At 42.3% G+C, this 21,991-nt stretch carries 23 protein-coding genes; 9 read left to right on the top strand and 14 right to left on the bottom strand.

The annotated features are described in order from the left end of the window. Position 1: 1 nt before the first annotated feature. From clpS to rpiA, 5 genes are all read right to left on the bottom strand, one after another. Positions 2 to 415 (bottom strand): ATP-dependent Clp protease adapter ClpS, encoded by a 414-nt coding sequence (gene clpS, locus G4D73_RS01625; RefSeq protein ID WP_213687216.1) that lies wholly within the window; start codon positions 413 to 415, stop codon positions 2 to 4. A gap of 18 nt (positions 416 to 433) precedes the next feature. Beyond that, the gene (locus tag G4D73_RS01620; RefSeq protein ID WP_213687215.1) at positions 434 to 1,183 is read right to left on the bottom strand and encodes a DUF6776 family protein; all 750 of its coding nucleotides are present in this window, start codon (positions 1,181 to 1,183) and stop codon (positions 434 to 436) included. 77 nt (positions 1,184 to 1,260) lie between these two features. Continuing rightward, positions 1,261 to 2,316: an N-acetyl-gamma-glutamyl-phosphate reductase gene (gene argC / locus G4D73_RS01615; RefSeq protein ID WP_213687711.1), complete on the bottom strand. Its 1,056-nt coding sequence runs from the start codon at positions 2,314 to 2,316 to the stop codon at positions 1,261 to 1,263. 183 nt (positions 2,317 to 2,499) lie between these two features. Next, positions 2,500 to 3,180, bottom strand: coding sequence for a M48 family metallopeptidase (locus G4D73_RS01610; RefSeq protein ID WP_213687214.1), 681 nt, complete (start codon positions 3,178 to 3,180; stop codon positions 2,500 to 2,502). 140 nt (positions 3,181 to 3,320) lie between these two features. Next, positions 3,321 to 3,992: a ribose-5-phosphate isomerase RpiA gene (rpiA, locus tag G4D73_RS01605; protein ID WP_004279784.1), complete on the bottom strand. Its 672-nt coding sequence runs from the start codon at positions 3,990 to 3,992 to the stop codon at positions 3,321 to 3,323. Positions 3,993 to 4,096: 104 nt separating this feature from the next. Between rpiA and ilvA the strand changes: the two genes are divergently transcribed. Further along, complete coding sequence (gene ilvA / locus G4D73_RS01600; RefSeq protein WP_004646781.1) at positions 4,097 to 5,635, top strand: threonine ammonia-lyase, biosynthetic; 1,539 nt, start codon at positions 4,097 to 4,099, stop codon at positions 5,633 to 5,635. 59 nt (positions 5,636 to 5,694) lie between these two features. Here ilvA and G4D73_RS01595 read toward each other — a convergent pair whose 3' ends face one another. Beyond that, the gene (locus G4D73_RS01595) at positions 5,695 to 6,225 is read right to left on the bottom strand and encodes a hypothetical protein (protein WP_213687213.1); all 531 of its coding nucleotides are present in this window, start codon (positions 6,223 to 6,225) and stop codon (positions 5,695 to 5,697) included. Between the two features lie 121 nt (positions 6,226 to 6,346). Here G4D73_RS01595 and G4D73_RS01590 point away from each other — a divergent pair, with 121 nt between their 5' ends. Together G4D73_RS01590 and G4D73_RS01585 are read left to right on the top strand one after the other, a co-directional pair. Continuing rightward, on the top strand, positions 6,347 to 7,003 hold the full coding sequence (locus G4D73_RS01590) for a potassium channel family protein (protein WP_005246545.1): 657 nt from the start codon (positions 6,347 to 6,349) through the stop codon (positions 7,001 to 7,003). Next, positions 7,000 to 8,340 carry a TrkH family potassium uptake protein gene (locus tag G4D73_RS01585; RefSeq protein WP_004279789.1) on the top strand — a complete coding sequence of 447 codons (1,341 nt, stop codon included), beginning with the start codon at positions 7,000 to 7,002 and terminating at the stop codon, positions 8,338 to 8,340. The genes G4D73_RS01590 and G4D73_RS01585 overlap by 4 nt, the downstream gene beginning before the upstream one ends. Before the next feature lie 69 nt (positions 8,341 to 8,409). On the opposite strand, the gene G4D73_RS01580 is transcribed toward G4D73_RS01585, so the two are convergent. From G4D73_RS01580 to G4D73_RS01570, 3 genes are all read right to left on the bottom strand, one after another. Continuing rightward, positions 8,410 to 9,549, bottom strand: a complete 1,140-nt coding sequence (locus tag G4D73_RS01580; protein WP_213687212.1) for a phospholipase A — start codon at positions 9,547 to 9,549, stop codon at positions 8,410 to 8,412. 21 nt (positions 9,550 to 9,570) lie between these two features. Further along, the gene (locus G4D73_RS01575; RefSeq protein WP_213687211.1) at positions 9,571 to 12,510 is read right to left on the bottom strand and encodes an insulinase family protein; all 2,940 of its coding nucleotides are present in this window, start codon (positions 12,508 to 12,510) and stop codon (positions 9,571 to 9,573) included. A 165-nt stretch (positions 12,511 to 12,675) separates the two neighbouring features. Beyond that, positions 12,676 to 13,128, bottom strand: coding sequence for a GNAT family N-acetyltransferase (locus tag G4D73_RS01570; RefSeq protein WP_004646775.1), 453 nt, complete (start codon positions 13,126 to 13,128; stop codon positions 12,676 to 12,678). A gap of 276 nt (positions 13,129 to 13,404) precedes the next feature. On the opposite strand from G4D73_RS01570, the gene G4D73_RS01565 reads away from it, so the two are divergent. From G4D73_RS01565 to G4D73_RS01555, 3 genes are read left to right on the top strand one after another with little or no spacing between them, the layout of a single operon-like run. After that, the gene (locus tag G4D73_RS01565; protein ID WP_213687210.1) at positions 13,405 to 14,409 is read left to right on the top strand and encodes an adenosine kinase; all 1,005 of its coding nucleotides are present in this window, start codon (positions 13,405 to 13,407) and stop codon (positions 14,407 to 14,409) included. 14 nt (positions 14,410 to 14,423) lie between these two features. Further along, a complete protein-coding gene (locus G4D73_RS01560; protein ID WP_004279797.1) occupies positions 14,424 to 14,732 on the top strand; it encodes a Rieske (2Fe-2S) protein in 309 nt (102 codons plus the stop codon). A gap of 19 nt (positions 14,733 to 14,751) precedes the next feature. Then, entirely contained in the window at positions 14,752 to 15,366 is a 615-nt protein-coding gene (locus G4D73_RS01555) for an OB-fold-containig protein (RefSeq protein WP_004279798.1), read from the top strand. A gap of 65 nt (positions 15,367 to 15,431) precedes the next feature. On the opposite strand, the gene G4D73_RS01550 is transcribed toward G4D73_RS01555, so the two are convergent. Both G4D73_RS01550 and G4D73_RS01545 read right to left on the bottom strand, forming a co-directional pair. After that, positions 15,432 to 16,103 (bottom strand): YidB family protein, encoded by a 672-nt coding sequence (locus tag G4D73_RS01550; RefSeq protein WP_213687209.1) that lies wholly within the window; start codon positions 16,101 to 16,103, stop codon positions 15,432 to 15,434. Positions 16,104 to 16,208: 105 nt separating this feature from the next. Next, positions 16,209 to 16,679 carry a DUF6231 family protein gene (locus G4D73_RS01545; RefSeq protein ID WP_213687208.1) on the bottom strand — a complete coding sequence of 157 codons (471 nt, stop codon included), beginning with the start codon at positions 16,677 to 16,679 and terminating at the stop codon, positions 16,209 to 16,211. A gap of 34 nt (positions 16,680 to 16,713) precedes the next feature. Here G4D73_RS01545 and G4D73_RS01540 point away from each other — a divergent pair, with 34 nt between their 5' ends. Next, on the top strand, positions 16,714 to 17,583 hold the full coding sequence (locus tag G4D73_RS01540; RefSeq protein ID WP_213687207.1) for a DUF2797 domain-containing protein: 870 nt from the start codon (positions 16,714 to 16,716) through the stop codon (positions 17,581 to 17,583). 62 nt (positions 17,584 to 17,645) lie between these two features. On the opposite strand, the gene G4D73_RS01535 is transcribed toward G4D73_RS01540, so the two are convergent. The 3 genes from G4D73_RS01535 to G4D73_RS01525 form a co-directional block, all read right to left on the bottom strand. Further along, positions 17,646 to 19,511 carry a SurA N-terminal domain-containing protein gene (locus G4D73_RS01535; protein ID WP_213687206.1) on the bottom strand — a complete coding sequence of 622 codons (1,866 nt, stop codon included), beginning with the start codon at positions 19,509 to 19,511 and terminating at the stop codon, positions 17,646 to 17,648. Between the two features lie 130 nt (positions 19,512 to 19,641). Beyond that, on the bottom strand, positions 19,642 to 19,914 hold the full coding sequence (locus G4D73_RS01530) for an HU family DNA-binding protein (RefSeq protein WP_004279807.1): 273 nt from the start codon (positions 19,912 to 19,914) through the stop codon (positions 19,642 to 19,644). Between the two features lie 162 nt (positions 19,915 to 20,076). Beyond that, the gene (locus tag G4D73_RS01525; protein WP_114540741.1) at positions 20,077 to 20,550 is read right to left on the bottom strand and encodes a phasin family protein; all 474 of its coding nucleotides are present in this window, start codon (positions 20,548 to 20,550) and stop codon (positions 20,077 to 20,079) included. Positions 20,551 to 20,753: 203 nt separating this feature from the next. On the opposite strand from G4D73_RS01525, the gene G4D73_RS01520 reads away from it, so the two are divergent. Both G4D73_RS01520 and G4D73_RS01515 read left to right on the top strand, forming a co-directional pair. Beyond that, positions 20,754 to 21,404 carry a hypothetical protein gene (locus tag G4D73_RS01520; RefSeq protein ID WP_180038711.1) on the top strand — a complete coding sequence of 217 codons (651 nt, stop codon included), beginning with the start codon at positions 20,754 to 20,756 and terminating at the stop codon, positions 21,402 to 21,404. Positions 21,405 to 21,516: 112 nt separating this feature from the next. After that, the gene (locus G4D73_RS01515) at positions 21,517 to 21,990 is read left to right on the top strand and encodes an Rrf2 family transcriptional regulator (RefSeq protein WP_004279811.1); all 474 of its coding nucleotides are present in this window, start codon (positions 21,517 to 21,519) and stop codon (positions 21,988 to 21,990) included. Position 21,991 lies beyond the last annotated feature (1 nt).

Below are 21,991 nucleotides of genomic sequence, written 5' to 3'. Positions count from 1 at the left end.
CTTAATCTTTAGGCTCTATTTGGCAAAGTAACGGATGACCTTGTGATCGAGCATAATTATTGACTTGGTTCGCTTTGGTCTCCGCAATGTCTCGAGGATAGACCCCAGCTACACCCTTTCCTTCATAATGTACAGTTAGCATTACTCGTGTAGCTTGGTCAAGATTCATTGCAAAGTATTGTTGTAAAATTTCAATTACAAACTCCATCGGCGTATAGTCGTCATTTAATAAAACAACGGCATACAACGGTGGACGTTTCAGTTCTGGCGGTGCAGTCTGTACAGCTAGGTCAGAATCACCGTCTTCAGAGGGTTCATTTGCTAAACGTGGGCTGATATGCCAATCAACGATTCCAGACTCATTAAAAGAATTTTTAATATCACTTAAACACATTTGACGTTTATTGCTTGGCATAAGATTTATATTTCACACTTAATTTGCATTTGCTTCGGTTTTCGGAATTTCTGACAAGGTGGCAGACTGATTTTCGACTGCTTTGCCCTGTTCCCAACTAAAACGACGAATCACAGGCTTGGCACCGGTGAGACGCACTTCAATAAATTCTGGTTTAAAGCCTTTCGGCATGGTCCAGCGGCCAGTGAGTCGCTCATAATTTTCAAAATTAAAGTTTTTATCTTCCAGTGGCACCACCAGAATTTCCGTACCTTTAATCAGGCGCAATTCCACACTACCTGAGGCACGACTTTTGCCTGGACTAACCTGAACCAGATCAATCTGATATTCAAAGGCATTTTCCGGCAAAGGTTTAATCGACAGGTTTTGAACCGCCAATGCCAAACCACCACGCTGACGCAAAATTTCGCGATAAATGGTTCCTACACTTTCAGCCTGCACCTGTTCATCACGTGCCTTAGTCATGGCCAGATACAGATCATTGGCATTGCTGACAGCCAGATCACGCTCCTGAACCGCAGTATTCAGTGTCTTGTTCAGTGTTTCAAGACTGGCTTTCTGAGTCTGTACCACATCCACCAGTTGCTCTGCATCTGCATCATAACCCGCCGCAGTCAAACCCTGACGATGTCCTACGGTATATCCGAGTACGCCACTGCTTAAGATCAATACAGCCGCACCAATGGCTAAGGGCGTATTGCCTTTCATGAATGGTTTCTTAGTACCGGTTTCCTGAGGTAGCGTCGTATTTGACTCGTTATTCGGCATTTTGATCTCTTGTTTGCTTTAATCAAGACACACATTTAAATGCAAATCTAAATGTGTGTGAAGTTCTAATACGTTTTTTATGGTAATAAACCAATATTATTTAAGCCAGCGTCTTCAGCAAAACCAAACATCAGGTTCATGTTTTGCACAGCCTGACCTGCTGCGCCTTTTACCAGATTATCTTGTGCAACCAGGATCACCAATTTCGTTGGCTGTGGCTTATACAAGGCAATACGCAACTGATTCGCCCCGCGTACTGAACGGGTTTCTGGTGAGCTACCCGCCGGCATAACATCCACAAATACTTCATTGGCATAGAACTGCTCATATAGCGCTTGTAAATCTGCCGCTTGCCCTGCTTTAGTTAAATCGATATAGATGGTCGACAACATACCACGAATCATCGGCACCAAATGCGGTACAAATAAAATATGATCAAACACATTTTTTTGACCTGAAATATTTTCCAGTGCTTCGACAATTTCAGGGTGATGACGATGACCTGCTACACCATAGGCCTTAAAGTTATCGGCATTTTCAGAATAAATCATGCCCAGACTGGCTTTACGTCCTGCACCTGATACACCAGATTTGGCATCAATAATAATGCTTTCAGGTTTCACCAATGCTTCAACCGCTTTTAAAACTGGCGCCAGACCCAACTGAACTGTGGTTGGATAACAACCTGGATTTCCAATGACATTCGCTTTTTTAATCTCTTCACGATTTAGCTCAGATAAACCATAAACAGAATTTTTTAACAGTTCTGGACATGCATGTTGCATGCCATACCATTTTTCAAACTGTTCAAGATCTTGTAAACGGAAATCTGCCGCCAGGTCGATCACTTTGGTATTTGCAGCAACCAGCTCTTCGGCATGTTTCATTGCGACACCATGCGGCGTTGCAAAGAACACCACATCGCATGATTTTAATAAATCCAGACTTAAATCGGAAAATTTAAGATCGGTATGCCCGCGCAAGCTCGGGAACATGTCATCTACACGACGGCCTGCTTCAGTACGTGATGTCAGTGCTGTTACATTTACATCTGGATGTCGTAGCAAAAGACGCAAAAGTTCAACGCCTGTATAACCCGTACCACCCACAATACCCACTGAAATCACGATGATTACCTCAAATAAATGTTTCCTTTATACAGCCTAGTATGACAGGAAGTTGAGGTTTTCTAAACCATTTCACTGGGGTTTGCTGGTTTTTTAATTGATCAGCAGGATAAGTCCGATTTAGAGGATAAAATGCCTGGATTGCTTAGGCTATTTTAATAGAGTTGTATTGACCTATTAATTATGCTTTTAGGCTCCCCACCAATATGGCAACGGCGTATTTTTCAGCGCTTTACGATGCTGCTGGAAATGCTGATCATGCTTGGCAACTTCTGCCCAAAAGCGTGGGCTATGATCAAAATGCTTTGTATGTACCAGTTCATGTACCGCGACATAACGCGTGACTTGTTCAGGGAATAATACTAGCGCACTATTCAGCATAATGTCATGTTTGGCCGAACAACTGCCCCACCGGGTTTTAGGTTGTCGAATACTGCAGTTTTTAAAAGGCAAATGACATTGCTGTGAGACAAGATTTAAATATGAAGGAAGCTGTTCTTTTGCGTAGGCAATCACGAAAGTTTTTAAATATTCTTCAGGATGTCGGTCACTGATGCAAAGCTGTAAATTTTTATGATCAAAAATGAAGTTGCTCTTCTGGCTTTGATAATAAATTTGTACAGGTTCTTTTAGATTAAATAACCGCAGCTCAATCGGTAACGTCCGGTCAATATTTTCGATTTTTTCCTGCTGGGATTGCCAGGTTTTAATCAGCCAGCTTTCAGATTGTTCAATAAAATGCTGTATCTGTTTTTTGCTGCAAAAAACCGGTGCTGTCAGACGAATCTGGGTCGCATCGACACGCAAACGTAACCGTGTTGAACGGACATTTCGGGTGATTTGAATTTCGGGTAGGTCGGATAAGGTCATTATAGTTTTTTTTAATCTCCCCAAACCCCTTTTTTTCAAAGAGGGGCTTTTAAAAGTCTCCCTTCTTGCACTTGTTTTTAAAGCAGTGTTTTAAAACTTCGCTCAGGGAGATTTAGAGGGATTTTTTCTAGAAAGTTTAATTAAACCGCAGTACGCTCTTCAATTCCGTTATCCGTCGCGACAATGGCGATATCTGCTTTATTAATCGCAAAGATCCCGTTACACACCACGCCCGGAATATCGTTTAAGGTTTTTTCCAGTTCAAGCGCATTCAGAATATTGAGGTTATATACATCTAAAATCACGTTACCGTTGTCAGTGACCACACCTTCACGATAAGCAGGATCGCCACCTAAAGATACAATTTTACGCGCAACAGCAGAACGCGCCATTGGAATCACCTCTACCGGAAGCGGGAATTCACGGCCCAATTGTCCCACCCATTTTGAATCATCCACGATACACACGAATTTTTTCGCGATAGAGGCAACAATTTTTTCACGTGTGAGCGCTGCGCCGCCACCTTTGATCATATGCATATGACGATCAATTTCATCTGCGCCATCAACATAAGCATCCAGACCACTGACAGAGTTCATATCCACCACTTCAATGCCGAGCTTTTTCAAACGCTGTGCAGTTGCTTCTGAACTGGCTACCGCAGCTTCCAATTGCAGCTCAGGTAATAAGTCAATTAAAAAGTTTACAGTACTGCCTGTACCTACGCCTAAAATACCCCCTTTTGGCAAGTGTTTTAAAGCGGCTTTGGCTGCTGCTTGTTTTTTCTCATCTTGGGTTGCATATAGACTCATGGCTTCACTCAACTATTTTGGACTTTTGCAGCTTTTTTAAACCGCAAAGCCGTGTGGTTTGTTACAATAAGCCCCTATTTTAAACTGTTAGATGGAAAATTAACATGCTGTCTCGTTTGGTTCGACAAATTTTACAAGCAACGGTCTACGATGTTGCAATCGAAACTCCACTCGAAGCAGCGCCACGAATTAGCGAACGACTCAATAATAACATCCGCTTTAAACGTGAAGATTTACAACCGGTTTTTTCATTCAAACTACGCGGTGCCTATAACCGTATTAGTCAACTACCGAAATCACAAATGGAACGTGGCGTTATTACTGCTTCAGCGGGCAACCATGCACAGGGCGTGGCACTCTCAGGGAAAAAGCTGGGTATTCGCGCGATTATTGTGATGCCTAAAACCACACCTGATATCAAGGTACAGGCGGTTAAACGTCTGGGTGGCGAAGTGGTTTTGCATGGTGATTCATTTGATGTTGCCAATAAATATGCGATTCAACGTGCCCAGGAAGATGGGATGACTTTCATTCCGCCTTATGATGATGAACTGGTGATTGCTGGCCAAGGCACCATTGCCAATGAAATTCTTCGCCAATGGCGCGATGTGGATTACGTGTTTGTCGCAGTTGGCGGTGGTGGCCTGATCGCAGGTGTTGCAGCGTATTTAGGTGATGTCGCACCACATGTGAAAGTCATTCCCGTGGAATACGACGAATCTGCCTGTTTAAAAGCTGCTTTAGAAGCCAATGAGCGTGTGATTCTTCCATCTGTAGGTTTATTTGCTGATGGTACAGCTGTAGCCCAAATTGGTGAAAAACCATTTGATGTGATTCGTCTGCAAAAGTCGGACAATTCAGGCCCGATCGTTGAACCGAATGTGGTGCTGGTGAATACGGATGAAGTCTGTGCAGCGATTAAAGACACTTATGACGAATGCCGTAGCATTGTCGAACCATCTGGTGCAATGGCACTGGCCGGCATCAAAAAGTACGTAGCTGAACATGGTATCGAAGGGAAAAACATGGTGTCGATTGTCTGCGGCGCCAACATGAACTTCGACCGTTTACGTTATATCGCTGAACGTACCGAATTGGGTGAACGAAAAGAAGCAATCTTTGCCGTGACCATTCCAGAACAGAAAGGTTCATTCCTGAGCTTCTGCCGTGCCTTGCAAGGTCGTAATATTACTGAATTTAACTACCGTGCCAGCGATGCTTCTGCGGCACAGGTCTTTGTCGGTATTAGTCTAAAAAATGGCGAGAAAGAACGTCAAGAAATTTATGAAACCTTAAAGTTCCAGTATGACGTTGATGATCTGTCTGATGACGAAGTGGCCAAACTGCATATCCGTTACCTGATCGGTGGTCATGCCGATATTGAAAATGAACGCCTGTTCCGAGTGGAATTCCCGGAGCGTCCTGGCGCTTTACTGATGTTCCTGGAACGTCTGGGCCCGACCCATAACATTACCCTGTTCCACTACCGTAACCACGGCGCTGCTGAAGGACGTGTTCTGGTGGGTCTTGAAGCGACCGATGCACAACAAAATCCGGACGGCTTGATCGAAACTCTCGAAACCATTACCTATCCATATCAGGAAATTACCAATAATCTGGGTTATCAACGTTTCTTGAAGTAATTCTCTCAAACATAAACCGCCTTTCGAGGCGGTTTTTTATTTATATACAATAAATTTTATTAATGATTTTTTAAACTATTTAGAGTTGTAGTTAAAACTTCGTGTGCAACTTTAATATCAATACTGTGATATCTCCTGCGATCATCATCTAAAATTTTATCTTTACTAAATATAGCTAAATGTAAAATATCATTTTGAAGCTGATCAAGTTTTTCGTAAGTTTTAATTAATCTTCCCTTTAGCTGTTCAAGATCTTTATCTTTTTCTACTTCAAGAATGATCTCTAAATTAGAAATCATACCTACATATAAATCATAAATAATCGGATTCAATTCTTTTTCAATACCATAGTATACATTCCCCTCATTAGGTCCTTCATTTAAATTATCAATATGCGAAGCAATATATTGGGCAAAATATTTATCAAATTTTGTAATATCCAGATGGACTTCCTTTGCAATATTTGAAACTCTCTCAACTCTCTTTTGTGTTTTCCATTGCTTTGAAATACAGTAAGCCACGATAACCGTTAAAATTGCGGCAGCAATCGTTGCTATAGCTCCCCAATCAAGCACACAATTCTCAACCATTTAGTTCTTTTCCTTTCTAAATAAACGATTTATATCAATTATGTAAAACTTCAAACATCTTGGATTAGATTAACGCTAACATAACTCAAAATACTTTATTTAGAATAATTAAGGATAGCAAATGGCATTATTTGCAGTCATTGGGCTTGGTAGTTTTGGTGCGACCGTGGCCACGCAACTGATCAGTCTGAAGCATGAAGTGATAGGGATCGATCTGAATAAAAAATATGTCGAAAATATTTCCGATCAACTAACCCATGCTGTGATTGCCGATGCAACCGATGAACATGTACTAGACGAGCTGAATATTCAGCGCTGTGATGCCGTTGTCGTTGCGATTGGAGAGGATATTGAGGCCAGCATTCTATGTGTATTGCATTTAAAAAATATGGGCGTGAAGAAAATCTGGGTAAAGGCCAAATCCAAATCCCACCACATGATTCTGACCCATCTCAATGTTGAAAAAATCATTCACCCTGAAGAAGATATGGGCGTTCGGGTGGCCCAGTCATTAAGCTATCCGATGGTCAGTCGTTATATGGCGCTTGAGGATGATCATTATATTGTCAAAATTGAAATTCATGCGGACCATCATGGTACGCCACTGAATCAGTTGATGAAGCATGCTCCTGAAATCACGACCTTATTACATAAACGCGGATCTACATTGCAATATCACGTAGATGCCAATCAGATTCTTCAGGAAGGCGATATTTTACTGGTTGAAGGATTGCTGGAACCTTTGCGCCGTCTTGCTAAATATTTTAAACATCTATGAAAAGTTCTGATTTAAAGCAACACAGGACGATTAACCTCAGTCCTCCAAGCTTACTGGCTTTGGGTTTTCTCGGATTAATTCTGATCGGCTCACTGCTATTGATGCTGCCTATTGCACATCATGGAGAAATCAGCTGGCTGGAGGCGATTTTTACAGCAACTTCTGCTGTGACCATTACCGGGCTATCGGTGGTGAATGTCGGTGAAGCCTATACCGTATTTGGTCAAATCGTGATTATGTTTTTGTTGCAATGCGGCGGCTTGGGTTTTATGACCTTTGCCATTCTGGCAGTGATGAGTCTGGCACCGCAACTGGGGCTAAAACAACAAGTCATGGCACAGGAGTCCATTGGACAAACTAGCCTGAAAAAAGTCAGTTTTACCATTAAAGCCGTGTTTTTATATTCTCTATTCTTTGAAGCAATCGGTACGCTGATTCTGACTTTGGCTTGGCTCAAAGAATATCAGTTTAGCGATGCACTATTTTATGCAGCCTTTTATAGCGTCTCCGCTTTTAATAATGGTGGATTTTCACTATTTCCAAATAGCTTGATGAGCTTTTCAGGACAGTATCTGATTACCTTTACCATCAGTATGCTGTATATCATTGGCGGTATCGGTTTTCTGGTGCTGATGGACGTCAAAGAACATAAGCGCTGGCGTAAGTTGAGTACCAACAGCAAGCTAATCCTCTCAACGATTCTGGGTCTGAACCTAAGTGCTTTTATCGTACTTTGGCTATTGGAGGCTTCCAATCCACAGACCTTAGGTCTCATGAGTTTGGGCGATCAGGCCGTGAATGCCTGGTTCCATGCCACCGTTCCCCGCTCTTCAGGTTTTCATAGCTTGCCAATGGAACAAATGAGTGATGCATCCACTCTAGTTACCATATTTCTAATGTTTATTGGTGGAGGTTCCTTAAGTACGGCGGGCGGCATTAAGGTCGGTACGTTTATTATTGTGGTCATCAGCGTAATCAGTTTTTTAAGACGCGAAGATGAGATCCGGCTGTTTAATCACTCTATTCCTGAAAAAACTACGTTTAAAGCATTGGCCGTCGTGTGTATTACTGCAGCGTTGATCATGATGGGTTTTATGAGCTTATTAATCCTGGAACCTGAGCAGGATTTTCTGGATCTGTTGTTTGAAGCCGTGTCTGCGGCCTGTACCGTTGGCTTGTCCCGAGGGGTAACAGAGGAACTACAACCTGCCAGTTTGATTATTCTAATGTTGTTAATGTTCGCAGGGCGTCTAGGGCCACTGACGCTTGCTTATTTTATTGCGACTCCAAAAAAGAGTCGTCTCAAACATCCGCCTTCAGAAATCCAGATTGGCTAATCTATATATAAAAAACCATGCCGCAGCATGGTTTTTTATTTTAATTCCAAGATGATTTAACTGGGAATTTTAGAACCAGTTCATCAAGGAAACACCTAAACCGACATACGTGGCACGGTGATTATAATCAATCAGGCTTTCTCCGTAGCCATCAAATAGCTGGAATTGACCACGCAAACGCCCACTGATCGGGAATGACCAGTCGAACTGTACGGCTCCACGGTTTTCATCTCCACCTTTTAAAGTATGTCGCAGCATCAATGAAAAATCATGCTCCTTATAACGATAAAATGCGGTCATGTCTCCACGGCCAATATAGTTTTTGATCTCTGGATTGTTATCTTCTTCTCGCTTCTCTTCAAAGCGATACCAAGGACGAACCATCAAGGCAAAATTGTCTTTTTCAAAACCAAGATTCAGCATCACCCGGTTCCAGCTACGTGATAACGGATCAGAACGACCATTGGACTGATGATTGATGGTCAGTCCCAACATACGCCAGTTCAGACCTAAAAGATCATAGTTGGTTCGGAAAATTAAACTGGCTTCGGGTTCATAGTTGGTTTCACGAAACGGACGTGATTCTTCCGAGTTATAGACTTGCCAACGCGAAGACTGAGTATAACCAAGCCAGAGATCACCATTATCGCCCAAAATATTCTCAACTGCCTTGGTCTTTAAAGACAACTGAAACTTTGCTTCGGTTGAAGTGAGATTTTGATCTTCTTTCACCGTGTTTTCTGGATTTTCACTTTGAGGAAATTCATTTTTCTTTGATGTCCAGAAACCTGGCATCAAATACACTGGCTGATAAGAACGAATGTTCCAGGTGCCTAATTTACTTTCTGGAGAGAGTTCCCAGCGGCTATCCAGCAAAGAAAGATTCGGCGTCAACTTTGATCCTTCAGAAGCATAAATATTGGAAACGGTTTGACCAATTTTCGCTTTTAAATTATCGGGTTCAGGCGCAATTTCTGCTGCTGCACGACGCTCAGAAACGATTGCAGGCTTATCAGTGACCGGAATTTTAAATAAAGTATCATAACAGGCCAGACGCTCTGCACTAATTTCCAGTGCAGCACAGGCTTCAGCCGTTGCCGGCGTGGGACTGTTGACTACTGTTTCTTCCGCATTCACTTGCGTCCCAACTGCACAGCCCAGCAAAACGCTCAGCTGTAGAGTTGAGCGCTTAAACGAATTAAGCGCCATCCATTATCCTCTTTTTTTTATTTATAGAACTTGTTGAATTACAAAACCAAGCTGTTCCAGCATTTCACGTTTTGCCACTGGCGCTACAATGGCTTTCGTCGCCTGCTGCTCGACCAGATAGGTCTGTGCAACACGCTGCAAATCATCCAGTGTGACATTCAATAAACGTTCACGTAATTTTTTACGGAACGCTGGCGTACGTTGATGCAAGTAAGAATAACATGCAGTAATGGCTTCGCCTGCCGGTGAACCCGGTTTATCCATGCTGGCAATCAGACCCAGAATGGCTTCTTCCAACTGGTGTGGCTGTTGTGGTGCATTAAGTAACCACTGAATACTCGCATCAAAATCCTGGAAAGTTTCTGCCAGACGTGGGTCACGATAGCTGTAGAAACGGAATGAACAGGCATTCCCGTCATAGCTGGCACCACCACCATAGGCACCGCCTTTTTCACGGATGGCACTGTGCAGGAAGCCATTACGCAAATAACCCGCCAGTACCATCAATGCAGCAGCATCAGGATGTGAAACTTCAACAGCTGGATAAGCAGCCGCACAGAACTGGACATTGGCTTGAATCAACCAGGCTTCGTGCTGGTCATGGGTTACTTTTTCGACTTGAGTTAATGAAACTGGTGCAGAATCAACTTCAAGTTTATCCCAGACATTCTGAATTTCTTCGATCAGATGCTCAGACTGCGGCTCTTCACAGACTAACAGGAATTGCTTTGGTGCTTGCAACAAGACCCGATGAATCCGTTTTAATTCATCAATCAGCAGATCATATTCAGCCGGATCTTTTTCGATCTTAGACACCAGCTCGATCAGCCAGTTCAATGCACCCAAACCGGTATTGTGATAATCACGCAAAGCCAATGCACTATGCTGACGTGAAGCCGTTTGCATTGCATAGCTATGTCCAGAACCAGAAATACGTGACTGCCAGCGCGTTTTACGCTGTTGTAACAGTTCAACAATACGATCTTTCTCATCAAAACGAAGCTGTTCAAAACCGATCTTTAACAGACGAATTGCATCCAGATGATTCACCAAAGATTTGGTAGTCAACGTCAACCAGGCAGTAATTTTGTTTTTGTCATCGACTTTAGAACGCAAAGATGCGCCCATGCCCAGACCGCCACTTACCGCTGTTTGCAGTTGCTGGAACTCAAGATAATCATACTCACCCGCACCAACTTCACCCATCAGGATCGACAGCAGGTTAAAGTAAGGCGACTGCACCACTTCATCCGGAATATTGACCAGAACCTGTTGATAATAAATCCCATTGGTGCCGGCATGATACAGGTTCAACGGCGTATCAACACGGTTACAGATAATCTCACGCAACTGGCCTTGAACAATTTGCAATTCCGCAGGGACATCTTCCAGACCGACTTTCGGCAATAAATTCAAGTCATCCGGCGTGTCCTGACGCACATTCAATGCTTCAGTCTGCGCAATAATTTCAGCTTTCTGTTCTTCAGTCAGATTCTTGCCAATTTCAGCCAGACGCGCTTTTTCATCCGCTGCTTCTTTGGCAGATTTGGTCGCATCCGGAACCAGCGTCAGTTGGACACGATGTGGATTATCCAGCAGATGCTCTTTGATCAGATTGGATAACCACATCGGATCTTGCAGCTCTTCTTTAACTGCCGCAATCGCAGAATCCACATCCCAGACTTCGACCGGATCACGGTGATGAATGGCACTACCCAGACCGCTCAGAATCAGGCTTAAACCATACGGTGTACCATCACCATTAATTTCACGCTGATGCAATTCAATTTGATGCAGAATCGCATCGACCATGTTCTGATCAACCGGTTTAGAGGCAACTTCTTCCAGAACCTTAAACACACCATTTTTAAATTCTTCTGCATGTTCAGGATTTGAACCCTGTACCGCACAGTAGAAAGTCATTTCAAAATTAGAATCATCCACGCCCATGAATGGACCTGTTGCATCAGCATAACCACACGTTTCCAGATAATGACGCAGTGGTGATGCTGAATCTTCTAACAAGATACCTTCAACTAAACGCATACCTAAACGCAGTTTAATGTCACTGGCTTCTGGCAATAACCATGACAGCACATGATAGGTCTTGTCCTGCAGGTCTTCAGCATCAACAGCATAGCTGTCTGTAACCGTCAATGGTGCAGTCAGGCGGGTTTCAGGTGTTGGATGCAGCGTCTGACCTTTTTCAAATTTCGACAATGCCAGATGTTCAAACTGCTCTTGCAATTCGAATGCGGTCTTATTGCCAAAGGTCATGAAGACTGCATTACTTGGATGATAATGTGACTTATAGAAATCAACCAACTCTTGGTAAGTCAGGTCAGGAATATCTTTAGGATCACCGCCCGAATTATAGTGATAGGTCGTATTTGGGAATAAATGATGCGCCAGCGTGTGATACAACTGATCTGAAGGCGAACTCATCGCACCTTTCATTTCATTAAAGACCACGCCTTTATAGACAGGCTCGCCATTTTCCAGCTCAATGCGAATGCCTTCCTGGGCAAAATCTAGTGGATTGAGGTTCGCAGCAAATGCTGCATCCATATACACTTCAAGCAGGTTCTGGAAATCCTTGCTGTTCTGCGTCGCAAATGGGTACGCAGTCCAGTCCGCCGCAGTAAAGGCATTCATGAAAGTATTCAGTGAACGGCGAATCATCAGGAAGAATGGATCACGCACCGGGAATTTTTCTGAACCACACAGCGCAGTATGTTCCAGAATATGTGCTTCGCCTTTAGAATCCATCGGCTGGGTACGAAACGCCACCAGAAAGACATTTTCGTCGTGATTGGTCGCCAGATGATAATGTGTGGCGCCAGTCACTTTATGTTTATATTCAGACACGAAAATGTCTAAAGCTTCAACATGTTGTTGACGTACCAACTGAAACGCAGGATGTACAGTTTGAGAAATGGTTTCAGTGACATCTACAGTCATGCGATCTCCTAATGCTTTAATTAAAATAACTAAGCGCATTATAGCTTTAGTTATCTGAATTATTCACGTTGAAAACCGAGGATTTTGATCGAATTAAGTAAACTTGATCATTTGAAAATTAAATCATCAAATTTACTTCCTGCATCTAGATGAGTATTTACAAGCTTAAGAAATCAGATATTTAAAATAGTTATAGCTTGGATTGTTTTCCACAAATACATAATTCTGCTTTTGATAAAAACTGGCGGCCAGTCGGGTATCTGTTTGCAGGCACAAAGCCGAATAATGCGGACGTGCCAATTGCTCTAGGTAAGCCAAAAGCTGTTTGCCTACGCCATGCTGACGATATTTCGGATGCACATAAAAACGGCGTACACGACCAATGCGGTCTTCAATGCCGTTATCTCCCCATTGCTGGTTTAAGCCACCACAGCCAACCAGTTTCTTGCCATCATGCGCCACCACCAAATATTCATTGGCGTGGCTAAAGCAGTTTTTCCCGGTGCGATATTCTTCTATTAACTTATCTACCAAATTATAGCCTTCTTTACGTGCCAGAGTTGCCAGTGTTTCGATCTGATCCGGGAGTTGTTCGGCTGTTACAATTTTAATATTCATATACGCACACTATTTGAAATTGTTGTGAAGAATGACTGTTGCCAAGCGACTTAAAGTATCATGCCAGGAGCGATATCTCTTTATAAATAAAATGTGATCCTTAAATCAATGCTGCAGCACACCAGTGCACAAAAATAAGTCAGTTTTTAGACCAAAGATAGCTGCTGAACAAAATACAGCATTTTTGAAAAATACTTGAAAATGATTCAGCAAACTACAGCAATCCCAAGCAATCGTGTAAACTTAGGACTTTCATTTTTAATGTGATATTTGAACATGGCAACTGTTGATCTTTTTGCGATTGGTAATGCGCTGATTGACCAAGAATTTAAAGTTTCTGATGACTTTTTAACTGCACATCACTTGCAAAAAGGCACCATGCAACTTGCAGATGGTGAGACTCAGGCCACTCTTTATCAAAATCTTCAAGCGACTCAAGTGTATAAGGGTCAGGCTTCAGGCGGTTCAGCAGCCAACACTACCGTGGCATTTTCTGCGCTCGGTGGTTCTGCATTTTATGGCTGTCGTGTCGGAAATGACGAACTGGGGCACATCTACCTGAAGGGTTTGAATGATGCAGGTATTAAGACCACCACCCAATCGATCAGTGAAGGCGTAACAGGGACATGTATGGTTCTGGTCAGCCCTGATTCTGAACGTACCATGCATACCTATCTGGGTATTACGGCCGAACTGACTGATCAACAAATTGATTTCAGCGCACTAAATAGCGCGAAATGGCTATATCTCGAAGGTTATTTATCAACTTCTGACACAGCACGTCATGCGGTACAACAAGCACGTGATATTGCCCGTGCCAATGGCGTTAAAATTGCCCTAACTTTATCTGATCCTGCCATGGTGCAATACGCGCGTGCCGGTTTGGATGAAATGATTGCAGATGGTGTAGACTTGCTGTTATGTAACCAGCAAGAAGCGCTGATGTATACAGAAACAGATAATCTTGAGGCAGCCCTGCTTAAATTAAAAACAATCAGTCAGCACGTTGTCATTACATTGTCAGCTGAAGGCGCACTGATTTCGAATTATCAAAATACATTTACTGTTCCTGGCCGTAAAGTGCCTGCAGTAGATGCCAACGGTGCCGGTGATGCTTTTGCCGGGGCTTTCCTGTACGGATTGAATGCTAATTTGGGTCTTCAAGCTGCGGCTGAACTGGCGATTCTCATTTCGAGCCAGGTGGTTTCACAATTTGGTCCACGCCTGGCAGTTGAAGACTATGCGGCATTATTACAAGACTTTCAAAAGGAATGTGCTTAATGTTTAAAATTTGCATGACCGAAGACGTTCCAGAACGCGAAGCACGCTCTTTTGAGCTTCCCGATGGAGATAATATCTTTATCACACAGCGTGACGGTGCCTTCTATGCCTATCAAAACCTGTGTCCGCATTTGCAGGTCGAACTGGAATTTCTGGAAAACCAGTTTCTGGATCGCGATCAGGAATTTATTGAATGCTCCACGCATGGCGCCTTGTTTCTGGTAGAAAGCGGTGAATGCATTTCTGGGCCTTGCCAAGGTCAAGCACTTGAAAAAGTAGAGATTACCGTGCATTCTGATGGTGGAATTTACCTCTCAGAATAAGACTAAAACGGACTTCACCATGCCTGCATTTTTTCTAGACTATAACCTGATGCCTTTTCATCTGAGTTTATTGGCGATTATTCTGTTCGGTGTGGTGAAAACCATTGGTTTCTATTTTGGACTCAGACCCAGCAAGTTTCTGCAAAAAATTTCACCTTATGACTTTCAGCAGATGGATCTACTAAACGTCAAATTCTCCAAAACCTTGATTGTGTTTTTCTTCCTGATGAATTTTAGTTTTGCCGGCTATGTTTTACAGTTCCTGATCTATTCTCAGGAATTTAAATTTCTGCCTGCTTATTACCTGATTATTCCGGCTTTAATCATTGCGACTTTTTTTACTATTTTTATGATTCACTGTCTGGATCAGGTCATTCCACCTAAATATAAAAAGAACAATGTCAATTTACTTGGCCGTTTGGCGACAATTTCCAGTGGCAATGCCCGACCCGGTTTTTCTGCTCAAGCGCGGGTGCGAGATGAGTATGGGCAACTGCATTATGTACAGGTAGAACCTGAGTTTGGTGAACTCGGTTTTCAGTCGCAGATTATCCTGATTCGCATGAGAAAATCTCATTATGTTGCCAAGAAAATTTGTAAATCTAATCAGCTGTTCAGCATGAATCTAGATTAAATTCTAAATCATTTGATAGTTATTAAAAAATCCCGACAGATATCGGGATTTTTTAATGTCTATATTTATTTTTTAAGAAGTCCTGAAACCATATTCAATACATTTTGAATATCATTATTGGCTTCCTGCTTGCTGGTTTGCTCACCTTGTGGAGTAAGCGAATCAATAATCTGCGGCAAGACCTGTGAAATCGCACTATACACATCCTGCTTCGGTGCATGGGTTTGTTGTGCAACTGCTTCAACTTCCTGATCATCAAACAGGTTTTGCACCTGCTGCGGATCGACATTGGCATTTTCACCGGGGCCGGTCGACACCCAATCATCGACCTGGCTATTGAGCCCCTGTCCTTTTAGCTTGTCCAACGCACCCTGTAAACCGCCCTGTTTTTGAATCCAGGCCAGCACTAAAGGCAGTACTGCAATCAATAAGGTTTTACCAGTAGAACCACCCAATCCTGAACGAGGCTGAGCAGTACCTTGAGTACCACTACCACCGAACTGACTTAGTACTGAACCTAAAATTGCCCCCAGACCATTTTGTCGAGTCTGCTGGCCGGTTTGATTTTGCTGGTTTTGAGTATTTTGATTTTGCTGAGAATTTGACTGGTTTAAATGCCCTAGCACAGACCCCAGGATATCTGCCAAGCCACCTTGTTGTGAGGATTTCTGCTGCGACTGCCCGCCACCCAATGCCTGCTTTGCTAATATTTCCACAATACTACTCAGGTTTGTCATATCCTATATCCTATGTGCATCTTAATTACAGAATACGGCCTGCCCTCATATTGTCTAGGCAAGATTGTGTTAATATTTGCAATCTTAGTTAAGCTAGTTTTTAGCTTACCAGCGAAATTTATCCCAGTTTTCCGGATTGGCCCAAAATTTGGAGTTAAACCAGTCTGGCACGTGCTTATAGGTTAAAATATTAAACTGCCACAGCGCAAAATCGGCCTCATGTATAGTTTTGTCAATCAGCTGGGTAAATCCTAAAGCTCTCAATAACTTTTCATTTTGCATCCGGCTGATCACCACTAGCCGTTTGGCAAACAAATCACGTAATTTCACCAGAATTTGACTCATGATCTGTTCAGACAAATGTTCTGTTTCTACAGTATCCAGCATCACCACAGCCAAGTCATAACGTTGCTGAAAAGGCAGATTTAAAAAGTCAGATACGCTAAAATAGGACCATTGAATAGCTGGCTGAAACTGGACTTGGCTCAAGTCCTGCCCAATACAAATAGCAGTATGAATTGGCTGTTCCTGTGCGAAATCGTCTAGCATCGAGGTAATGACATTCTGCTCAGCCATAACTGCATCCTTATGATTTAAGTGAGTAATTTTTATGGAACTTCAGGGCATTTGTCATAAAATGCACGTCGGCCTCAAGGACCTTAGTGTAACTGATCAACAGATACAGCGGGCAAATGTTGAATATAAATTAATTTTAGATCGTGCAGAAATTGATCTTCCGTTTAATTTAGGCCAGGAAATCGAGATTGAATGGACCGGTAATATTTACTGCGTGTCCTGTGGCAACAAAACTTCCAAATCATTTTCGCAAGGTCACTGTTTTAAATGTTTTAAAACCAATGCTTCATGTGATATGTGCATCATGAAGCCAGAGACGTGCCATTATCATTTGGGCACTTGCCGCGAAGATGAATTTGCACAGAATGTCTGCTTCCAACCACATATTGTCTATCTGGCCAATTCCAGTGCATTAAAGGTCGGCATTACCCGTACCAGCCAAATGCCGACTCGCTGGCTTGATCAGGGTGCCACCCAGGCCCTGCCGATTATGAAAGTGGGCTCACGTCGTCTTTCCGGAAAGCTTGAGGTCATGTTTGGTACGCAGGTTGCTGATAAAACTGACTGGCGCAAGCTACTGAAAGGTGAAGCAGAACCATTGAACCTGATTGAAGTGCGTGAACAACTGCTGGAAGAATTTGCGCCTAAAATTCAAAGCATTCGCGAAGAATTTAATCAGAATCTAGAATTTAATGAAAATATTGAAGTATTGGAAGATGAATTCGCACGAGAGTTTATTTATCCGGTAGAACAATATCCGGAAAAGATTAAATCGCATAATCTTGATAAAACTCCCTTAATTCGTGGCAAGTTACAAGGCATCAAGGGGCAGTACTTAATTCTGGATACTGGCGTAATTAATATGCGCAAATATACTGGTTATGAACTGATTATTCGTGCTTAATCCATTATTTGCTTAGAGCATAAAAAAACCAGCCCGCAGGCTGGTTTTTTTATACAACAATTTTATTTGATTTTTGCCTGAGATTTCAGGTAACGCGTATAGTCATCAAATTCCTGCTGACCACGAAGTTGTTGATATAACTTCACCAACTCACTGCGTTGTTCTGCACTCAATACATCTACCGGGTTCTTCTTCACTTCTGATACCGCAACCACAACCAGCTCATTCGGCATTTTCGCTGTCGTCACTGACCAATGGCCTGCTTTTGGTGTCGGAAGACTAAAAGCCGCACGCTGTACATCACGTTTTAGCAAACCTTCAGCACGTGTGTAAACACCAGCATCTTCAAAGATCAAATCACCTTTCGCCACTGCCGCAGCCGGTTTGGTTTTGAACTCATCCAAAGCTTTCTGAATTTTTGCTTTTGCCAAAGCAGCTGCTTTGTCTTCAATCAACTGAGCCTTAACACGCGGTTTTGCTTCTGCCAGTGTTTGTTCGCCAGCAGCATGATAATTACGCACCTTGATCCAGGCTACATCACCATTGGCCAACTGAATGCTTGATGAAGCATTACGATCACCATTTTTAACATCGTCATTAAACAGTTTAACCTTGAGGTTAGCATCGCTCAGCACTGGATCACGAGTCGAAAGTTTTACTCCTTGGGCTTTCTGGACTTGTACACCTTTAACTTCCTGTGTAACGACATCCAGAGAATCACTTCCTACTACCATATCATTTAGCGTATTGACCGTATCAGAGAATGCATTGGATTTTTTAGCAGCCAAGGCTTCTTCAGACAAACGTGCTTTTTGTGACTCAAAAGAAGGAACCGCAACATCTGGCGTTTGCACAGAAATAATGTGGTATCCATAATCTGTTTTCACCGGTGCAGAAACCTGACCTGATTTTAAAGAATTAACCGTCTGGTCAAATGCAGTGCCAAATACACCTTCTTCATAGACAGCAAGCGCACCACCTTTAGACTTAGATTCAGGATCTTCAGAATATTGTGCTGCAGCTTGAGCAAAAGTGGTACCGGCTTTAATTTTGGCTGCAATCTCGGTCGCCAGTTTTTTCGCTTCAGCATCACTACGACTGTCCGCCGTAATTAAAATATGCTTCACATCTGGTTTAACTGCCTGTTTTTGTGTCGCGACAAAAGCCGTGTACGCTTCCTGAAGCTCAGCATCTGTAACCGCTAAGCTCTGCACCTGAATATCGCTTGGCTTTAACACCACATAGTCGACATCTACACTGGTCGGCTGTTTAAATAGCGTTTTGTGTTTTTCATAATAAGCAGCAATATCTGCATCCGTCACTTTGACATCTTTTTTATAGCTGTCCAGATTAATGCTGGAAATATGAATATGACGTTGTTCAGTTTGTAAATCGGCAATCTGCTGCATTTCGACTGGGCTTACCAGTGGATAATCCAGGAAAGTCGATGACAGCATCTTCAGCGCATGATCTTTACGTAAACTTTCAATCAAAGCGCGATTGGTCATGCCAATTGATTTTAGATAATTTTCATATAAAGCATTCGAGAACTTGCCATCTTGCTGGAAAGTAGGCTGCTGAGCAATCATCTGTTCAATTTGCTGGTCACTCAGACTGATCCCTAATTCTTCAGCCTGTTGCAGCAATAAAGTACGTGCAACCAGAGTATCCATGGCTTTCTGGTCAATGAAGCTTTGATTCAGTAAAGTTTCATCCCCATTGGCATAACTGAGATATTGTTCTTTAAATGATTTGGTCAGTGACTCTAATTCTTTTTGAGATATTTCAGTCCCGTTCACTGATTTTGCCGCATCAGAGTTTCCGCTGCTAAAATATCCTTCAATACCTACAAGTGCTAACGGGGTCAAAAACAGAACGAGCAAGACTTTGCCCAACCAACCCTTAATAACTTTACGAAAAGCTTCCATAAGTATTCCAATATTTTATTTGCAAAGGATTTTAACCGAAAATACCCATTGAATGAATGTGTTAATCATCACAATTAAATTTATCAATAAAAAACGCGCCAAAGAAGGCGCGTTTCGTCGCTGGGTAAGCTTAAGCTACAGCGTCTTTTAAGCCTTTACCTGCTTTGAAGCTAGGTACTTTGCTTGCTTTGATCTCAAGAGTAGCACCAGTTTGTGGGTTACGGCCAGTACGTGCAGCGCGTTCTTTCACACCGAAAGTACCAAAACCCACTAAAGTTACTGTATCACCCGATTTTAAAGCTTCAGTAACAGAAGCAATTGTAGCATCTAAAGCTTTACCTGCGTCAGCCTTAGATAATCCCCCTTTTTCTGCAATTGCATCAATTAATTCTGATTTATTCATGAAGATTACGTCCTCTTAATATCGTTTATTTAAGGTTCAAAAATTGGTTTAACATGCCATAACGCCTTTATAGCAATGCTTTAGGTATAAACGCAATACTTAAGAACCTCTTTTTTTTCAAAAAATATGCGAAAAAAACATTGAATAATAAATAAAGTCATTTTATTTAAGTTTTTTCGACAATTCTTCTTTCATTTTTTCTTGTTCCGCAGTCAACTGATCAACCTTGGCATGCAACTGAAGGATTAAACGTTCCAAATACTGTACATCCTTCAGTGTGACTAATCCTATACGATTCAATGAGTGATGAACAGAGTTGTCGATTAATTTTTCCACTTTGTCTTTGGTGTCTGTGACCGACTCTTTGGCTTTTTCCGAAACCTTTTCTACAGTTTGATCGGCAATATCTGCAGTTTTAGATTCAAGTTCTTCCCCGACCTTGACCAGCGAGTCAAACAGTTTATTGCCTTCTTCTTCTGCACGTGAAAAAGCCCCGAGTCCAGCCAACCAGATTTGTTTGGTGTATTTACGAAAATCAAGAACCGATTTGCGCTCCGAGGCAGATTTAGACTTGGGTTTCAGCATTTTCTCATTCGAAGCTTCAGCTGAGTCTTGTGCTGTTTTTGACTTGTCCATGTGCACGGCTCCTGTTTGTTTTCTGCGCAATTATTATAAATTATTCTACAAAACCACTGCATAATAGCAAATTTAGTACTTGATAGATTTGATAAACTGTTCTACAAAGCAATTTATTTCAAGTCTAATTTGATTTAACCCTGAAATCTCTTCACAAGCAGGAAGCTTTTTCACTTTATATTTCAGGTAAGGATTGGTTGTATATGAGCGAATCGCAACAAAGTCAAAATCAACCGCATTTGTTGCTTACGATGACGTTAATTGTTTTAGAGACAATATTTACCTTCATTCTCAAGCATGATCGTGTCGTTGCATTACAGGCCAAAAAGTTTGTAGATGAAAACATCTCGATTAAAATCAATAGCTATATTCCATATTTCGACTTTTATGTGCAATTCACCCCCAATGGACTATTATTTGACCACAAAGCACCGGGCCGCATTGTCGACCTGGATGTGCGCACTACACTTCCCGATCTGATTAAAATTTTCATTTTTGGCAATCGTCGTAGCATTCGCAGCATGCGCATTGATGGCAATCAGGTTTTAAAAGATGAGTTTCGTGATCTGTTAACCGTATTCAGCTTGCCAAAAGTACTAGCCGACTGGAAACACTGGCTGTCTGATGCGCCGACGGATGAAGCGGAAATTATTGCTTCTAAAAAGCGTATTGCACCGCTTTTAAAGAAAATTGAAGAACAGCGCTCCAAGATCAATACCCTGCAAGTGGAAGTCAAACAGTATAAAAACCGCCTGAAACGGATCGAACGCCGTCAAAAGCGTATTAATATCATTTTTGGCCTGAGCAGCGTACTTTTGATTATGTTATTAGTGTATAATTGGCTGAGCATGTAAATCTTTCATTCTCCAAAAATTAAATCCCACTAAGGTCTACTAAAAATAACTTGACTAATTTAGTCGGGATTCATAAAATCTACACATCTAGTCTAACCATGTGTATCGAATCATGCGCCTAACCACTCGCGGTCGCTACGCTGTGACTGCTCTACTTGATCTAGCTTTGCAGCCTTCTGAAAAAACGATAACGCTCGCTGAAATTGCAGCACGTCAAACTATTTCTGTTGCTTATCTTGAGCAGTTATTTGCGAAGCTCAAGCGTCATGGTTTAGTTTCTAGTGTTCGTGGCGCAAATGGTGGTTACCATTTAGCACGTAATGCAGATGAAATTACTGTGTTAGCAATTATTGAAGCTGTAAACGAAACAGTTGATGCGACTCGCTGTGACCATAAAGGCAATTGCCAGAATGGCGCGATGTGCTTGACTCATGATTTATGGCAGGAACTCTCCCATCACATCGCCGATTATTTAGAAAAAATCTCGCTTGCTGATCTGGTTGCACGTGACAACGTCCAGACTGTGTCATTACGCCAAAAATCAGCACCTTTAGATTCAGCCCTTTTATCGGTTACAGGTATTTGAC

This window comes from Acinetobacter sp. WY4, from assembly GCF_018438165.1.
Lineage (GTDB): Bacteria > Pseudomonadota > Gammaproteobacteria > Pseudomonadales > Moraxellaceae > Acinetobacter.
This window is presented reverse-complemented; position numbering and strand designations above follow the sequence as displayed.

Excerpts from the sequence above, each read along its gene's own strand:
- G4D73_RS01560 (WP_004279797.1), top strand. The coding sequence starts at position 14,424 with ATGACCGAAGACGTTCCAGAACGCGAAGCACGCTCTTTTGAGCTTCCC.
- G4D73_RS01620 (WP_213687215.1), bottom strand. The coding sequence starts at position 1,183 with ATGCCGAATAACGAGTCAAATACGACGCTACCTCAGGAAACCGGTACT.
- G4D73_RS01535 (WP_213687206.1), bottom strand. The coding sequence starts at position 19,511 with ATGGAAGCTTTTCGTAAAGTTATTAAGGGTTGGTTGGGCAAAGTCTTG.
- G4D73_RS01595 (WP_213687213.1), bottom strand. The coding sequence starts at position 6,225 with ATGGTTGAGAATTGTGTGCTTGATTGGGGAGCTATAGCAACGATTGCT.
- rpiA (WP_004279784.1), bottom strand. The coding sequence starts at position 3,992 with ATGAGTCTATATGCAACCCAAGATGAGAAAAAACAAGCAGCAGCCAAA.
- G4D73_RS01590 (WP_005246545.1), top strand. The coding sequence starts at position 6,347 with ATGGCATTATTTGCAGTCATTGGGCTTGGTAGTTTTGGTGCGACCGTG.
- G4D73_RS01580 (WP_213687212.1), bottom strand. The coding sequence starts at position 9,549 with ATGGCGCTTAATTCGTTTAAGCGCTCAACTCTACAGCTGAGCGTTTTG.
- G4D73_RS01530 (WP_004279807.1), bottom strand. The coding sequence starts at position 19,914 with ATGAATAAATCAGAATTAATTGATGCAATTGCAGAAAAAGGGGGATTA.
- clpS (WP_213687216.1), bottom strand. The coding sequence starts at position 415 with ATGCCAAGCAATAAACGTCAAATGTGTTTAAGTGATATTAAAAATTCT.
- G4D73_RS01525 (WP_114540741.1), bottom strand. The coding sequence starts at position 20,550 with ATGGACAAGTCAAAAACAGCACAAGACTCAGCTGAAGCTTCGAATGAG.
- G4D73_RS01550 (WP_213687209.1), bottom strand. The coding sequence starts at position 16,103 with ATGACAAACCTGAGTAGTATTGTGGAAATATTAGCAAAGCAGGCATTG.
- G4D73_RS01565 (WP_213687210.1), top strand. The coding sequence starts at position 13,405 with ATGGCAACTGTTGATCTTTTTGCGATTGGTAATGCGCTGATTGACCAA.
- G4D73_RS01610 (WP_213687214.1), bottom strand. The coding sequence starts at position 3,180 with ATGACCTTATCCGACCTACCCGAAATTCAAATCACCCGAAATGTCCGT.
- ilvA (WP_004646781.1), top strand. The coding sequence starts at position 4,097 with ATGCTGTCTCGTTTGGTTCGACAAATTTTACAAGCAACGGTCTACGAT.
- G4D73_RS01585 (WP_004279789.1), top strand. The coding sequence starts at position 7,000 with ATGAAAAGTTCTGATTTAAAGCAACACAGGACGATTAACCTCAGTCCT.
- G4D73_RS01545 (WP_213687208.1), bottom strand. The coding sequence starts at position 16,679 with ATGGCTGAGCAGAATGTCATTACCTCGATGCTAGACGATTTCGCACAG.
- G4D73_RS01540 (WP_213687207.1), top strand. The coding sequence starts at position 16,714 with ATGGAACTTCAGGGCATTTGTCATAAAATGCACGTCGGCCTCAAGGAC.
- G4D73_RS01555 (WP_004279798.1), top strand. The coding sequence starts at position 14,752 with ATGCCTGCATTTTTTCTAGACTATAACCTGATGCCTTTTCATCTGAGT.
- G4D73_RS01520 (WP_180038711.1), top strand. The coding sequence starts at position 20,754 with ATGAGCGAATCGCAACAAAGTCAAAATCAACCGCATTTGTTGCTTACG.
- G4D73_RS01570 (WP_004646775.1), bottom strand. The coding sequence starts at position 13,128 with ATGAATATTAAAATTGTAACAGCCGAACAACTCCCGGATCAGATCGAA.
- G4D73_RS01575 (WP_213687211.1), bottom strand. The coding sequence starts at position 12,510 with ATGACTGTAGATGTCACTGAAACCATTTCTCAAACTGTACATCCTGCG.
- G4D73_RS01515 (WP_004279811.1), top strand. The coding sequence starts at position 21,517 with ATGCGCCTAACCACTCGCGGTCGCTACGCTGTGACTGCTCTACTTGAT.